Origin of the sequence: Methanoculleus caldifontis, from assembly GCF_032842345.1 — an archaeon.
GTDB lineage: Archaea > Halobacteriota > Methanomicrobia > Methanomicrobiales > Methanoculleaceae > Methanoculleus > Methanoculleus caldifontis.
In genome coordinates, this window is record NZ_WBKO01000001.1 from 37514 (window position 1) to 51831 (window position 14318).

Here is a 14318-nt window from a genome sequence, read left to right on the forward strand (position 1 = left end):
TCTTCATCCATGAACCAGGACGAAGAACTCAAGGAGATGCTCCGCGACCTCATCTGGCTCAACAGCCTGATCGCGACCGAACTCATCCAGATCACCGAGAACACCTCCCAGATCCTCCGGAAAGCGGCTCCCCCGGAGGCCTGCATCGCCGAGCACGCGGCCCTGCGGGCGAAGACGCTCGAGATCGCCGACCGTTACCGGCCGGGGACGATGCTCCGGCAGCACGTCGAAAAACACCAATAAAAAGGTGATGGGTGCCGTCAGGCTCCGGCGGCGACAAGCCCCGCGTCCCTGACGACGAGGTCCGACTCCTCGATCAGGTCCTCCGTCAGGGCGATCTCGACCGTCCCATTGACCGGGTCGATGGTGCTCGCCGTCGCGCCGGTCGTATCGTTCCCGGCGACGGTGAAGGCGTAGCCCTCAGGCAGGACGACCTCGACGGTGTAGTTTCCCGGGCCGACGCCGCTGAAGATGTAGAGGCCCTCGCAGGCGTGGGAGAAGGTCTCGGCCGTCGCGATCCTCTCCCCCGCAGCGTCGAGAAGGTTGACGGCAACGCCGCTCATCCCCCATTCGCCGGCGGTCTGGACGCCGTCGGCGTCGGCATCGAGAAAGATGGTCCCCCCGATCGTGCCGACGGTCCGGCCGAGATCCGGTTCCGGCGGAACTGCGCCCGCCGCGCTTGCAATCGTACCGAAGACCAGTGCTGCTGTTATGATGGTTGTAAGAACGCTGATTGCTCTCATCTGGTTCACCTCGCCTTCCGGACGCCGGCGAGGGCGGTCCGGATGGTGCAACCCCCGGGACTGAGCGGGTTTTTCCCGATCCCCAGTCCGTCGGGGTTCGACCCCAGGATAGTCGTTATATTATATGAAGATTGTTAAATGTACCGGAGCAGGCGGCACCCACATCCGGCAGATAAAAATACCTAATTTCCAAAAAATTGACCCATAAATGCAGTAAACCAGGCCAGATTACGCCAGGGTAGGCAGATCCCAATCAGGCGAAGGGGGAGGCGGATCGCGCGCATCCCCGCCGTCCCCGATGCTCTCGTTCTCCGGGCTCGCCACATCGCCCGCTCCGCCCGCCTCGCCTGCCGGCGGAGTCGGCGTGGGAGCGGGGATGATCAGCCCCGCGTCCCTGGTGACGATGTCGCCCCCGCCGACGACGAAGAGATCGGTCGAGCCGGTTGAGGGGTCTGGAGAACTGTTCCCACCGGGGGCCGTGAAGACGTAGCCCTCCGGCGGGGTGAACGCCACGGCGTACTCGCCGGGGAGGAGGGGGCCGAAGAGGTAGAAGGATGTGTAGCGGTCGTGATAACCCGTGCGGGCCGACGCCAGGACCTCGCCCTCCGCGTCCATGAGGCGGACCTCGACGTCCGTCATGCCGTAGGTCTCGTCACGGATGCCGTCCTGGTTGTCGTCGCTCCAGGTCGTCCCGAGAACCCACCCGTAGGCCGTCTCCGGGGTCTCGGTCTGGTAGTCGCCGATGAACCCGGCGTTCAGGGTTTCCTGCCCGTCAACGCTCCCCGCGAACGCCAGCCCGTCAAGCAGGACGGCGTCGTTGCCGGGGCCGGAGATCGTGCACGAGTAGCCGTCCGGCAGGAGGAACTCGGCGCCGCTGTAACCGCCGGTGGGGACGGCCTCAAACCGGTATGACCCGTCCGGCCCGGTGACCGCAGCATCGAACATCGTCCGCATCCCGATCAACCGGACGCTGATGCCGGGGATGCCCGGCTCGCCGGGACCGGGAGCCCCGTCCCCATCGAGGTCGTACCAGACGGTTCCCGAGAGCGCCCTCCTCTCGCCATCATCGTCGTCCCGCTCATCGTCGTCATCATCATCATCGTCACGTGGCGCCGGCGTTGGGCCCACCGTCACTCTCGGGGTCGGGCCCACCGTAACTCTCGGGGTTGGGCCCACCGTAACTCTTGGTGTCGGGCCCACCGTCACTCTTGGTGTCGGGCCCACCGTCACTCTCGGCGTCGGGCCCACCGTCACTCTTGGCGTCGGGTCCACTGTCAGCGTGGGTGCCGGCGGAATAGTCACCTCCCCGACGGGTTTTATGACCCGGGTGGGGATGGGCGTGGGCGTCGTCGGGACCGGGGTCGGGGCGGCGGTCACCGGCGTCTTCTGGGGAACGACCGGTGCCTTCGGGGGCTTGAGGGGTGCCACCGTGGGCGCGGGCGTCGGGGTCGTGGTCGGAGTCGGCGTCGGCTCCGGGGCCTTCTCGAGCCCTATCACCCAGGCATCCGTATTCACCGACCCATCCCGCACCGTGGCGTTGAACGTGCCGGCCACGACGTACCCGCCGGGTTCCGCCTCGACGAGCGACGCGGCCCGGTCGCCGGGGTTCACGCCGCCGGCGATCTTGCTCCACACCACAGCGCCGGCGGCATCCGTCCCGACGATCCAGGCGTCGGTGTCGTCGACGCCCAAAAATCCGGTCTCCCCGGCGAAGACATAGCCGCCGTCAGCGGCCCAGATGACGGCCGTAGCAGACTCGTTCACGCCGAAATCCCCGTAGATCCAGTTCCAGATTATGTCGCCGGCGGGGGTGAGTTTGATGAGGAGGGCGTCGGTGTCGATTGTCTCGTTATCCGGCCTCTCCGTAAAGGTTCCGGCGACGAGGAGGCCGCCGTCCGGGGTGTTGATCACCGCCCGGCCGAGATCGTCGTCGGGGCTCCCGAACGTCCGGTTCCAGACCTCGCCGCCGGACTCATTCAGCCGGACCACCCAGACGTCGGCCATCCCGGCCCCCGACGACTCCGTGCTGCCGGCAAAGACGAAGTCCCCGTCGGGGAGCCGGACGACGGCGTTCGCGGTGTCGTTCCCCGACCCGCCGAGCACCCTGCTCCAGACCTCGCCGCCCGTCTCGTTCACCCTGACCGCCCAGGCATCCGACTCGTTCCCTCCCCAGGCCGCGGTGGAGCCGACGAAGAGGAAGCCGCCGTCACCTGTCGGGGTCACCGCGTTCGCCGAAGCGTTGACGTCCGCGCCGCCGTAGGTCCGGTTCCAGACCTCGTCGCCCGACGGGTCGACCATCAGGAGCCAGGCGTCGGTGTCCAGCCGCGTCCCGTTCGTGACATAGGTCAGGTTGCCGGCAAGGAGGAGGGTGCCGTTCTCGGTCAGGAGGACGGAGCGCGCGGTGTCGGCCTCCTCCCCGCCGTAGGTCCGGTTCCACTCCTCGCTGCCGTCCGCCGTCAGCCGGACAAGCCAGGCGTCCGTCTTCCCCGCCCCGAACGATCCCGTCTCCCCGGCAAGGAAGAAGCCGTCTTCAGGATCAGCGACGATCGCGTATACCGCCTCGCCGGCGTCCGGTCCGCCGTAGGTCCGGTTCAGGGTGACAACATAGTCCTCGCTCTCCGCTCCCGCGACTGCAACGAACACGAGTGCCGAGAGGAAGACGATCCAGAGATAGGTGCCGCATCGCATGGGTATAAACTCCGCTCATCGACCCCCGCGACGCTGTGCGGCCCGCACCGGGGATCCCCGCCCGGCTCTCCGCCCTGCGATCGGCGCGACGCGCAGGCCGGGTCCGGGAGAGGCGGGGTCTCCTGCAGACTTCGCGGGCTCCATACCGCCGCGGGGTTCTGGACCTGAATCGCGACATTATTATAATAATGTTATTTCAAATCACGCGCAGGCGATCCGGTGTGGAGCGGGCGCCTTCCGGAGAGGGTACCTCCACTATCCCTCGCAAGCCGTCCACCCCGCAACCATCAATACGCTTATGAACAAATCCTAGATAGGAGACCTGCATGAGACTCTTGCTTGCGATTGCACCGGAACGGTTCAGGGACGAGGAGCTGGAGGTCCCGAAGAGAGCCTTCGAGGAGGCGGGGATCGGCGTCGAGATCGTTTCCACGACCGCCGGCACCTGCACCGGGATGCTCGGCGGCACCGCGGAGGCGGCGATGACGTTTGACGACGTCGATCCCGGAGAATATGCCGGGATCGTCGTCGTCGGGGGCTCCGGCTCGGAGGAGCACCTCTGGGGCTGCGAGCGGCTCGTCGCCCTCGTCCGGGAGTTCTTCAAGCAGGGCAAGGTCGTCGCCGCCATCTGCCTCGCGCCGGTCGTCCTGGCCCGGGCGGGCATCCTCGCCGGCCGGCAGGCCACGGTGTACTCAAGCCCTGCGGCGATGGAGGAGATGAAGAAGGCCGGGGCAAACATTCTTCCCATCCCCGTCGTCGCCGACCTGCAGGTCGTGACCGCGAACGGCCCCGCTGCTGCGGCGGGGTTCGCCGAGACCATCATCACGAAACTGGAATGCTGAACGATACCGGCAACGGCGGCGTGAGCCGGGGTGACTGCACCCTGGTGATCCCCGCATACAACGAAGAGCAGAGGATACAATCGCTCCTTCTCGACCTATCGGGCTTTTCCGGCGACCTCATCTTCGTCTGCGACGGGACCGACGCCACCCCCGCGGTCATCGGGGCGTTCGCACAGGCCCACCCGTCGCTCGCCATCCGGTGCCTGACCTATCCCACCCGTCTCGGGAAAGGGGGCGGGGTCGTCGCCGGGATGCGGGCCGCGACCACCCGCTACGTCGGTTACATGGACGCGGACGGCTCGACCTCCCTTGCGGAGATGGAACGCCTCTTCGACCGTCTCGCGGCCGCGGACGGGGTCATCGGGTCGCGCTGGCTCCCCGACTCCGTCCTCCCGGTGAGGCAGGGGTTCCGGCGCCGGGTGGAGAGCCGCCTCTTCAACCTCCTCGTGAGGATGCTCTTCGGGCTCGGCTACTGCGACACCCAGTGCGGCGCGAAGGCCTTCCGGCGGGAGGCGCTTGATAAGGTTCTTCCCGCCATCCGGTCGACCGGGTTCGAGTTCGACGTCGAGCTCCTCTGGCGGCTGCGGCAGAGGGGGTGCCGGGTGGAGGAGGTCCCGATCACCTGGGAGAACCGCGACGAGTCGAAGGTGGCGACGACGGACGCGAAGAAGATGCTTCTTGGCATGGTCCGGCTCCGGTTCGGGTGAGGGACGCGGCCCTCTCCGCGCCGGAACAAACCGCCGGGTTTTAAGGGTTTTGAGGCCGACGGATTCTGCAGGAGCGAGAGTCACGGTGCTTGAGAAGACGGTCTTCGTTCAGGAACTCAGGGACGGCATGCAGGTCGATGCGCCTTTCGTGGTGGAGGTTGCAGACCTGAAAGAGAAGCGGGACGGAGGCAAGTACATCCAGCTCACCGTCTCCGACCGGACGGGCCGGGGGGCCTGCAAGGTCTGGGGGACACCCGATTATGCAGGGCAGATCGAGGAGTTCTACCGCGCGATCGCGGTCGGCGAGGTCTACCGGATCTGGGGCTACGCGAAGGTCTACAACGGCTCCTGCGAGGTCAACGTCAACGACGGGATCGCCTGCTTCGAGGCCCCGCTGCTATCGGCCGAGTTCGACCCGTCGCTCTTCGTCTACGCGCCCGTGGACTGTGCCGATATCCGGCAGAGGCTGGGCCGCATGATCGCGAAGATCGAGGACCCCGATATCCAGTCCCTGGTGGTGAGGGTCATCGACGATACTCCCGGGTTCCTCGAAGCGCCCGCGGCCAAACACCACCACCACGCCTACATGGGGGGCCTTGCCGAACACACCCTCGAGACCGCGGAGATAGCGCTCTCCCTCGCCGCCACCATCTGCCGGGCGGAGATGGACACCGACGTCCTCCTCGCGGGCTCCCTCCTCCACGACGTCGGGAAGGCGGCCTGTTTCCGCCGCAAGGGATTCTCGTTCGTCGCGCTTCCCGATTACACGCTCGTCGGGCACACGGCGCTCGGCGCCGCGGCGCTCCTCCGGCACGCGGACGGCGTCGACCCCTCGCGATTCGCGCACATCCTCCATATCCTGATGGCGCACCACGGCCAGTACGGCGAGATCCAGCCCCGGACCCCGGAGGCCTGGACGGTCCACTTCGCCGACAACGCGAGCGCCACCCTCCGGGCAGCCTGCGACGACGCTGCGGACCTCGCGCCGGGCGAGGGAAGGCAGGGGGCACGGACCGGGAAGGCGGTCTACCGGTTCTGACGGGGCAGTAAACCACGGGCTGCTATATCAAAAAGGGCTTCGGGTGTCGCCCGAAATCACAAATATCCTATTATTCTCCGGGTATATCGCCCTTCCGATCCCACCCGGCGAGGTGCTTCGCACCGCAAAAAAGGGAGGTCACTCCCCCTTCAGGTAGGCCTCGGGGTCCCGCTCGAAGAGCTTCTTGCACCCCGGAGCGCAGAAGTAGTAAGTCTTCCCCTTATACTCGCTCTTGAACTTCGCGGTCGCCTCGTCGACGTCCATATCGCATACCGGATCAACTGCCACGTGCATCAACCTCCGACATCATCCCTCTCTTCACCGGAGGTATATATGTCTTGAGCAGCAGCGAGAGCGAGACGACCGTCACCGACGAGAGGGCCATCGCGAGCGCCCCAAACTCCGGCCGGAAGGTGATGCCGAAGAAGGGGTAGAGCACGCCTGCCGCGAGCGGGATGAGGGCCGAGTTGTAGGCGAACGCCCAGAAGAGGTTCTGCTTGATCCGGCTCATCACCTTCCGGGAGAGTTCGATGGCCGCGACGGCGTCGACGAGGTCGTCGCGGATCAGGACGATATCCCCGCTCTCGATCGCGACGTCGGTCCCGCTCCCGATCGCGATCCCGACGTCCGCCTGCGCGAGCGCCGGGGCGTCGTTGATACCGTCGCCCACGAACGCCACGACCTCGCCCCGCTCCTGGAGAGCGCGGACCTCCCGTGCCTTTTCCTGCGGCAGCACCCCGGCGTGGACGTCCTCGATCCCGACCTCCCGCGCGATGGCGTTTGCCGTCCGCGGGTTGTCGCCGGTGATCATCGTCACCGTAAGACCTATCTTTTTGAGGTCCGCAATGGCCGCCTTCGTCGTCGGTTTGAGGGTATCGGCGATGGCGAGGATGCCCGCGAACCTGCCCGCGGCGGCGACGAGCACTGCGGTCTTCCCCTCGTCCTGGAGGGCGGCGATCCGGCTCTCCGCTTCGGGGGGGACACCGATGCGATACTCGTCGAGGAAGGGCTGGTTCCCGATCAGGACCTCCTCCCCCTCCACCACGGCGCTCACCCCTCTGCCGCCGAAGGTCGTGAACCGCTCCGATGCCGGGACGCTGACGCCGGCGCTCTCCGCCCGCCGGACGACCGCCTCCGCGAGCGGGTGCTGGGAGTTCTTCTCGACCGCCGCCGCGAGTGACAGGAGCCGGCCCTCCCCCATCCCGGCCGGAACGATATCGGTGACGTCGGGCTTCCCCCGGGTGAGCGTCCCGGTCTTGTCGAAGATGACCGCGGTCAGCTTCTCGGAGATCTCAAGCGCCTCGCCGTTCCGGATCAGCACCCCGAGTTCGGCGCCCCTCCCTATCCCGACGGTCACGGCGGTCGGGGTAGCGAGACCGAGCGCGCAGGGACAGGCGACGACCAGGATCGAGATCAGGACCGTGAGCGCAAAGAGGAGCGTGGCATCCAGGACCAGGTACCACACGAGGAAGGCGACGGTGGCGATCGCGAGGACGACCGGGATGAAGTAGGAGACCGCGACGTCCGCAATCCGCTCCACCGGAGGCTTCGAGCCCTGGGCGTCCCGGACGAGCCTGATGATCTGCGAGAGGACCATGTCCTTCCCGATCTTCTCGGCCCTGACCCGGAGGACGCCGTTCACGTTCAGGGTGCCGCCGACGACCCCGTCGCCCTCCCTTTTATCGGCCGGGATGGGCTCGCCGGTGATCATCGCTTCATTGACGGAACTCTCGCCGCCCACGACCAGGCCATCCACCGGCACCTTCTCCCCCGGCCGGACCAGGATGACGTCGCCGACGACGACGTCCTCGATGGGGACCTCGACCTCCCGGCCGTCGCGGATCACCGTCGCGGTCTTCGGCCGCAGGCCGATCAGTTTCTTGATGGCATCCGACGTCCTCCCCTTCGCCCGGGCCTCCAGGTAGCGGCCGAGCGTCAGGAACGAGGCAAGCATCACCGCGGTCTCGAAGAAGTTGAAGGCCGGGGTGAGGACGATATTGAAGGTGCCGAGGAGGCTTGCCCCGTAGGCGACGCCGATCCCCATCGCGTACATGACGTCCATCGTCAGCGCCCGGTTCCGGAGCGCCGCCGCGGCCGCCTTGAAGATCGGGGCGCTGACGTAGACAAAGACCGGGAGAGTGATGACGAGCATGACGAGGTTCACGGAGACCGGGAGTGCTCCCATCCCCGGCATCCCGAAGAGCATGTAGAAGAAGAGGGGGATGCTGACCGCAAACCCGACCGCGAAGCGCCGGAACTTGTCACGGAGGTCCTCCTCCCGCATCCGGGCCTCGACGTCCTCGGAGACCTCCTCCTCGAGCCCCAGGTACTGGTAGCCGGCATCCTCGACGGCGGCCCGGATATCGGAGATCGTGACGAGTGCGGGGTTGTAGACGACCCGGACGTTCTCGGTCGCGAGGTTGACCCGGGCCTCGTAGACCCCCTCAAGATCGGTGAGCGAGATCTCGATCACCTGGGCGCAGGAGGCGCAGACCATCCCGCCGACTCTGACGGTGACCTCGTTCCTCACGACCTCGAATCCGGCGTCGCCGACAGTCCGCTCGAGGTCGGCGAGGGTGGCCCGCGTCGGGTCGTACTCGACGGTGGCGGTCTCGGCCGCGAGGTTGACCCGGGCCTCGTAGACGTCGTCCCGGCCCTGGAGGGCCTTCTCTATATTGAGAGCGCAGGACGCGCAGTGCATCCCGGAGATCTTCAGCTCCGCCTTTCGTCTCTCCTCCGGCATGATACTCTCCTCGCTCTCGGCGGATAAATACCTGCACCCCCTTCTCCGCGGCGATTGGCGGGAGGGCCCGGATACCGGTCGGGGCATCCCAGAATTTTATACACAACATTATTATATTAAAAAACGGTTATTATCATCCCATCCTGAGGTGATTGAGGTGCAGAGAAGGGATCTTCCGATAGGAGAATCACGAGAAGAGAAGCGATACGATCTTGAGCGCATGACGTCGGGGCGGGACACCGGCGGTCTGACCGAAGCGTTGCAGAACAGCAGCGATCCGGTCGTCCGCCGGAATGCCGCACTCGCCCTCGGCGCGCTCGGCGAATGGAGGGCGGTGGACCCACTCATCCGCGCGCTCGCCGACCCGGTCCAGGGTGTCCGGGAAGGGGCGGCGAACGCGCTCGTGATGGTCGGGACGCCGGCGGTCGAGCCGCTGATCGATCTCCTCGAGCGTCCCGGCGCCGCGGCGTACGGGCTGCCGCGGGAGGCGCCCTGGGAGGGGCTCACGCAGGTCGACCTGCTCGGAGGCCCCGAGGGCATACCGCTTGCAAAGAGGAGGCTCCGGCACACGGGGGGTATCACCCAGCACGACATGCTCGGCGGCCCGGAGGACCTCCGGGGAGCGGGAGCCGGGACGTCCCGCGATACGGAGGAGGAGATCACCCAGCACGACCTCCTCGGCGGGCCGGCGGATGTCGGGACGCGAAAGAGTCTCCGGCATCGCGAACTCGCGCAGCACGATCTCCTCGGGGGTCCGGCAGATGCGAGGGAGCACGAGGCCCTCTTCCCCGGAGCCCGGAGAGCGGTTGTCGTGCCGGAAGGCGCCCTCCCCGGCATGGGCATCCGCCGGGCATACGCCGCCGTCATCCTCGGCGAGATCGCCGACCCGCGGGCCGAGGGCCCTCTCGGCCGGGCGCTCAACGACAGCGACCCCGCCGTCCGGAGGGCGGCCGAGGACGGGATGGCGCGGTACCGTGAGAGACGGGGGGCACCGACGCCCGTTCCGCCGGCGTCCCGCTGATGCCGGGACAGACCACCCTCTTTTTCCGGCCCCGCGGCCGACCTGTTTCTGCCGGAGAAGGTTCTTATACCGGTGGGGCGTCATACGCCGGAACCGGAGGCGAAAAGATTGGAGCAAGGAGGAAGTTCTCTCGCGGAGCAGCAGGGCGAGAGGCGGTACAACATCGATCTTCTGCGGGCTGAGAAGGATGCGGACGGTCTGGTCGAGGCGCTCGGGAGCGGTAACGGGCTGACCCGCCAGCGGGCCGCCCTGGCTCTCGGAGACCTCGGCGGGCCGGGAGCGGTCGAGCCGCTCATTCGGGCGCTCGGCGACCCGATGACGGCGGTGCGGGAAGCGGCGGCAGACTCGCTCACCATGCTCGGGAGCGCAGCGGTCGGGCCGCTGGTCGAACTTCTCGAGAGCCCGGAGGCGTCGGGGAGGTACGAGGAGCCGGGAGCCCCCGGAGGCGCGGCGACTGTGATCGGGCCCGGCGGCCGGACCTGGGAGGTCGAGACGCGGAGGGAGATCCGGCGGGTTTACGCAGCCGCCATCCTCGGCGAGGTCGGCGATCCCGACGCGGTGCAGCCCCTCGTCCGGGCACTCGGAGACGCGAGCGACGACCTCCGGTGCCAGGCGTCCGGGGCGCTCGCGAAGCTCGGGAACGAGGTGATCGGGCCGCTCACGGAGGTGCTCACCGGATCGGATCCGGAGCAGCGGATCGTCGCGGCCGGCGTCCTCGGCGATACCGGCGACCCGGCCGTGGTGGAGCCGCTCATCAATCTGCTCCGCGACGGGAATCCGGATGTCCGGGGGGCGGCGGGGGGCGCCCTCTTCCGGATAGGCGACGCCGCGGTCGAGCCGCTGATCGCGGCGACGAAGGACGCCGACCGGAACGTCCGGCTCTACGCCGCGGGGGCGCTCAAGTACATCGGCAACCCGCGGGCGATCGATGCGCTCAAAGACCTCGCCCGGAGCGGGGATGCCGAGGAGAAGAGCGTCGCAGAGGACGCGATGGAGAAGATACGGATGGTCCGGGGCAAGGCCGCGCCGGAGCCCTCGGCGCCGACATCAAGGTGACACATCTCAGGCGTTAGTGACCCAGAGGAACTGCGCTTCGTTGACCGGGGCATGCCAACCTTCATGCCCATTACCTCACACGAAGCCGCGAAGAACGCGAAGTTCGGCATGTCACTGAGGGTAACACCTCTTCGCGGTTTCGTGTCTTTCGCATGAATTCTTCCCCACTATACCCCATTAACTCACGCGCAGTTGGCGGCCCGTCTTCATACCTTGTCTTCATGTGGGACCGCAACATCAGCCATATATCGTTGATTTACGCGGAGGCGGGAAGACGTAAAGTCCGTGTGGTTGTTGGCGATCCGTCTCACGCCTTCCTTGAACGTCCCTGCACCAAAATTTATCAGCAGGCCCAGAGAAAGTTGCATCAACCGGAGATACGTCAACACCTGCTTGGCATGAACTGGAGCAATTCTTTCGACAGATTTAACTCAACCACCAGACAACCTTCCACCAGTAAATCCACCCGAAGACCATCGTCAAAGTGCATCCCATCGTAATCGAACGTCACGGACTTCTGCCGTTCCACCTGCAATCCACGTTTTTCTAGTGTCTGGGCAAGGACAGCCTCATAGACAGATTCGAGCAGCCCTGGCCCCAGATCCCGGTGCAGGTGGTAAGCCGCATCAACGACAACCGACGAGACCTCCTCCACATTCATAAACACCCTCCTTTCTTTCGCGTTCTTCGCGGCTTCGCGTGAGACAGGAAACAAAACCAGGTACGAATTCTGGAGTCCCCGGCCATACAAATGCCTCGTCGACTCTCCGGAACATGAAAGTGCGCCGTGCAGGGTGAAAATGGTCGACCAGGAGCACCACCCCGTGTTTCGTCAGTCGATACATACATCCAGTAATGTTCAAGCTCCGTTTCTGCAGAGTGGGAACAAAAAAGAGTCTTTTCTTATCTTCTTCTCCGCACCCGCACCGACTCCGCGTGGGCGTGGAGCCCCTCCGCGTCGGCGATCGTCTCCACCACATCGCCGATCGCCTCAAGGCCTTCCCGCGTGATCACCTGGACCGTCGAGCGCCGGCAGAAGTGGTTCACGTCGAGGCCCGAGTAGAGCCGGGCGTATCCTGCCGTCGGGAGGACGTGGTTCGTCCCCGAGGCGTAGTCACCGCAGGCCACCGCCGCGTAGGGGCCGACAAAGATCGATCCGGCGTTCCGTATCCGGTTGAGGACGGCAAGCGGGTCGGCCACCTGGACCGAGAGGTGTTCGGGGGCGATCCCGTCGACGGTCGCGACGGCCTCGTCGAGGTCGCCGGCGACGATGTAGCCGGAGTGCTCAAGCGCTTTTGCGACGATCTCGCGGCGCTTCGCCTCCGCGGCCATCCGCTTCACCTCGGCCCCGACCGCATCCGCGATCCTTGCATCGGTCGTCACCAGGACGCAGGCGGCGTTCGGGTCGTGTTCGGCCTGCGCGAGGATATCGGCCGCGACAAAGGTCGGGTTCGCCGTCCCGTCTGCGAGGATCGCGATCTCGCTCGGCCCCGCCGGAAAGTCGATCTCGGCCTCGTCCCGGAGAAGCATCTTCGCCGCGGTGACGTAGACGTTCCCCGGCCCGACGATCTTCTCGACCCGCGGGACCGTCTCGGTCCCGAGCGCCATCGCCGCGATCGCCTGGGCGCCGCCGACCCGGTAGATCTCGTCGACCCCGGCGATATCGAGCGCGACGAGGGTGATCGGGCTCGTCGGCGGCGGGGTGCAGCAGCAGATCTCCGCGACGCCCGCGACCTTCGCCGGGATCGTGCACATCAGCGCCGTCGAGGGGTATGCCGCCCGGCCGCCGGGGACGTAGGCGCCGATGCGGGATAAGGGCGTCGTCTTGACGCCGAGGGTGACCCCCGGCTCCATCTCCTGCAGCCAGAGGTCGCGCCCGCGCTGCAGCTCGTGGAACCGGCTGATCCGCGCTTCCGCCTCCACCAGGCTCTCGACCAGTTGCGCGTCCACCTGATCGTAGGCCGCCTCCCGCTCCTCGTCGGAGACGGCGATCTCCTCAAGATCGATCCCATCGAACTTCTTCGTCAGGTCGAGGAGGGCCGCGTCGCCCTCCGCCCGCACCCTCCCGACGATCTCAGAGACCGGTCCCTTCACCCGGTCGAGGTCCGACCGCCGTCCGGCGAGCCACGTCTCGATATCCAGCGCCTGCCACATGAGGAAGAGGGTCGGCGGGCAGGAGCGTTAAGGTTTCGGCACCGGATCGCCCTCTCCACCGGCAGGCGGCCCTGCATCCTCCTCCACCTGCAACGGAGCCGGATCCAGCCGGAACTCCGGGTTTGGCAGGACCTGCAGCCCCGGAGAACATAGGTAAATCACAAGTAGTTAACTTAAACCAGAAAGAACATGCTTAATATTACAGTCGGCGTACCCGCTATACCATGAAGGTACTCCGCCTATGTGCGCTCACATGTTTCCTCATCGTCGCCGCGGTCCTGTTCTCCGGCTGCACGACGAACACCGACTCGACACCCGCCGGGAACGTCCAGGTGAAGGTCTTCCATGCAGGAAGCCTGACCGGACCGTTTGAGAAGGTGAAAGCGGCGTTCGAGGCCGACCACCCCGGCGTCACCGTCCTCCTCGAGCCCGCCGGCAGCGTCGACTGCATCAAGAAGATCACCGAGAACGGCAAACCCGCCGACGTCCTCGCCTCCGCCGACTACTATCTCATCCCGGAGATGATGATGCCCGAGGACGCCGACTGGTACCTCACGTTCGCGAAGAACCGGATGGTCCTGACCTACTCGAACGAGAGCAGGTACGCAAATGAGATCACCGCCGAGAACTGGTATGAGATCCTCGCCCGCGACGGCGTCCGGTGGGGCTTTGCCGACCCGAACTCCGACCCCTGCGGCTACCGCACCCCGATGGTGATCCAGCTCGCCGAGGGCCACTACGGGGACGACCGGATCTTCGAGACCCTGGTCGGGGCGAATAGCAAGATCACGGTCACCGAGGAGAACGGCACCTCCACGATCCACGCAGCCGACCCGAAGCCCAGCGGCGGTAAGATGGTCATCCGGCCTAAGAGCGTCGAACTCGTCCAGATGGTCCAGTCCGGCGGACTCGACTACGCCTGGGAGTACAGGAGCGTCGCGGTCCAGAACGACCTCCGCTTCATCGAGCTCCCCGAAGAGATCGACCTCTCGTCGGTCGAGTTCGCGGAGACCTACGCGAGCGTCCGGACCGAGGCGAAGAAGGGCAACGGCACCACGCTCTACGCGGGCTCGCCGATCGTCTACGGCGTGACCGTCCCGAAGATCGCACAGCATCCCGACCTCGGCATCGAGTTCGTCGAGATGCTGATCGGCGCCACCGGCCAGGAGATCCTCACCGCCGACGGCCAGCCCCCGATCGTGCCTGCGGACGGTTACGGCAGCGTCCCGGCCGGCCTTCAGCCGCTCGTTTCGATGCAGGCCTGAACCCCCCTCTTTTCCGACAGACTTTCAGCGAAGCGGACACAAACAGGGTATCAGCAACAG

12 protein-coding genes and 1 pseudogene are annotated in these 14318 nt (G+C 66.3%); 7 read left to right on the forward strand and 6 right to left on the reverse strand.

Translation table 11 applies throughout. The annotated features are described in order from the left end of the window. The first annotated feature begins 9 nt into the window (after window positions 1-9). Window positions 10-243, forward strand: coding sequence for a hypothetical protein (locus F8E02_RS00185; RefSeq protein WP_317063381.1), 234 nt, complete (start codon window positions 10-12; stop codon window positions 241-243). A gap of 17 nt (window positions 244-260) precedes the next feature. Here the strand turns inward: F8E02_RS00185 and F8E02_RS00190 are convergent, their stop codons facing one another. Beyond that, window positions 261-743: an SdrD B-like domain-containing protein gene (locus F8E02_RS00190; protein ID WP_317063383.1), complete on the reverse strand. Its 483-nt coding sequence runs from the start codon at window positions 741-743 to the stop codon at window positions 261-263. Between the two features lie 228 nt (window positions 744-971). Further along, a complete protein-coding gene (locus F8E02_RS00195) occupies window positions 972-3431 on the reverse strand; it encodes an SdrD B-like domain-containing protein (RefSeq protein WP_317063385.1) in 2460 nt (819 codons plus the stop codon). Between the two features lie 326 nt (window positions 3432-3757). On the opposite strand from F8E02_RS00195, the gene F8E02_RS00200 reads away from it, so the two are divergent. The 3 genes from F8E02_RS00200 (at window position 3758) to F8E02_RS00210 (ending at window position 6019) form a co-directional block, all read left to right on the forward strand. After that, a complete protein-coding gene (locus tag F8E02_RS00200; RefSeq protein ID WP_317063387.1) occupies window positions 3758-4273 on the forward strand; it encodes a DJ-1/PfpI/YhbO family deglycase/protease in 516 nt (171 codons plus the stop codon). Then, window positions 4267-4980 (forward strand): dolichyl-phosphate beta-glucosyltransferase, encoded by a 714-nt coding sequence (locus tag F8E02_RS00205; RefSeq protein ID WP_317063389.1) that lies wholly within the window; start codon window positions 4267-4269, stop codon window positions 4978-4980. Before F8E02_RS00200 ends, F8E02_RS00205 begins: the two co-directional genes overlap by 7 nt. An 85-nt stretch (window positions 4981-5065) precedes the next feature. Next, window positions 5066-6019, forward strand: coding sequence for an HD domain-containing protein (locus tag F8E02_RS00210; RefSeq protein ID WP_317063391.1), 954 nt, complete (start codon window positions 5066-5068; stop codon window positions 6017-6019). Window positions 6020-6157: 138 nt separating this feature from the next. Here the strand turns inward: F8E02_RS00210 and F8E02_RS00215 are convergent, their stop codons facing one another. Both F8E02_RS00215 and F8E02_RS00220 read right to left on the reverse strand, forming a co-directional pair. After that, a complete protein-coding gene (locus F8E02_RS00215) occupies window positions 6158-6307 on the reverse strand; it encodes a YHS domain-containing protein (protein ID WP_317063392.1) in 150 nt (49 codons plus the stop codon). Beyond that, on the reverse strand, window positions 6297-8762 hold the full coding sequence (locus F8E02_RS00220; protein ID WP_317063394.1) for a heavy metal translocating P-type ATPase: 2466 nt from the start codon (window positions 8760-8762) through the stop codon (window positions 6297-6299). Before F8E02_RS00220 ends, F8E02_RS00215 begins: the two co-directional genes overlap by 11 nt. Before the next feature lie 157 nt (window positions 8763-8919). Between F8E02_RS00220 and F8E02_RS00225 the strand changes: the two genes are divergently transcribed. Together F8E02_RS00225 and F8E02_RS00230 are read left to right on the forward strand one after the other, a co-directional pair. After that, window positions 8920-9783 (forward strand): HEAT repeat domain-containing protein, encoded by an 864-nt coding sequence (locus F8E02_RS00225; protein WP_317063396.1) that lies wholly within the window; start codon window positions 8920-8922, stop codon window positions 9781-9783. Between the two features lie 108 nt (window positions 9784-9891). Further along, the gene (locus tag F8E02_RS00230; protein WP_317063398.1) at window positions 9892-10839 is read left to right on the forward strand and encodes a HEAT repeat domain-containing protein; all 948 of its coding nucleotides are present in this window, start codon (window positions 9892-9894) and stop codon (window positions 10837-10839) included. 206 nt (window positions 10840-11045) lie between these two features. Here the strand turns inward: F8E02_RS00230 and F8E02_RS13050 are convergent. Both F8E02_RS13050 and hisD read right to left on the reverse strand, forming a co-directional pair. Beyond that, a pseudogene (locus tag F8E02_RS13050) lies at window positions 11046-11500 on the reverse strand (GxxExxY protein). 242 nt (window positions 11501-11742) lie between these two features. Continuing rightward, complete coding sequence (gene hisD / locus F8E02_RS00240; protein WP_317063402.1) at window positions 11743-12993, reverse strand: histidinol dehydrogenase; 1251 nt, start codon at window positions 12991-12993, stop codon at window positions 11743-11745. A gap of 224 nt (window positions 12994-13217) precedes the next feature. On the opposite strand from hisD, the gene wtpA reads away from it, so the two are divergent. Beyond that, a complete protein-coding gene (gene wtpA, locus F8E02_RS00245) occupies window positions 13218-14258 on the forward strand; it encodes a tungstate ABC transporter substrate-binding protein WtpA (RefSeq protein ID WP_317063403.1) in 1041 nt (346 codons plus the stop codon). Window positions 14259-14318: the final 60 nt, after the last annotated feature.

Coding starts and splice junctions, on each gene's coding strand:
- F8E02_RS00185 (WP_317063381.1), top strand. CDS start 10: ATGAACCAGGACGAAGAACTCAAGGAGATGCTCCGCGACCTCATCTGG.
- F8E02_RS00190 (WP_317063383.1), bottom strand. CDS start 743: ATGAGAGCAATCAGCGTTCTTACAACCATCATAACAGCAGCACTGGTC.
- F8E02_RS00195 (WP_317063385.1), bottom strand. CDS start 3,431: ATGCGATGCGGCACCTATCTCTGGATCGTCTTCCTCTCGGCACTCGTG.
- F8E02_RS00200 (WP_317063387.1), top strand. CDS start 3,758: ATGAGACTCTTGCTTGCGATTGCACCGGAACGGTTCAGGGACGAGGAG.
- F8E02_RS00205 (WP_317063389.1), top strand. CDS start 4,267: ATGCTGAACGATACCGGCAACGGCGGCGTGAGCCGGGGTGACTGCACC.
- F8E02_RS00220 (WP_317063394.1), bottom strand. CDS start 8,762: ATGCCGGAGGAGAGACGAAAGGCGGAGCTGAAGATCTCCGGGATGCAC.
- hisD (WP_317063402.1), bottom strand. CDS start 12,993: ATGTGGCAGGCGCTGGATATCGAGACGTGGCTCGCCGGACGGCGGTCG.
- wtpA (WP_317063403.1), top strand. CDS start 13,218: ATGAAGGTACTCCGCCTATGTGCGCTCACATGTTTCCTCATCGTCGCC.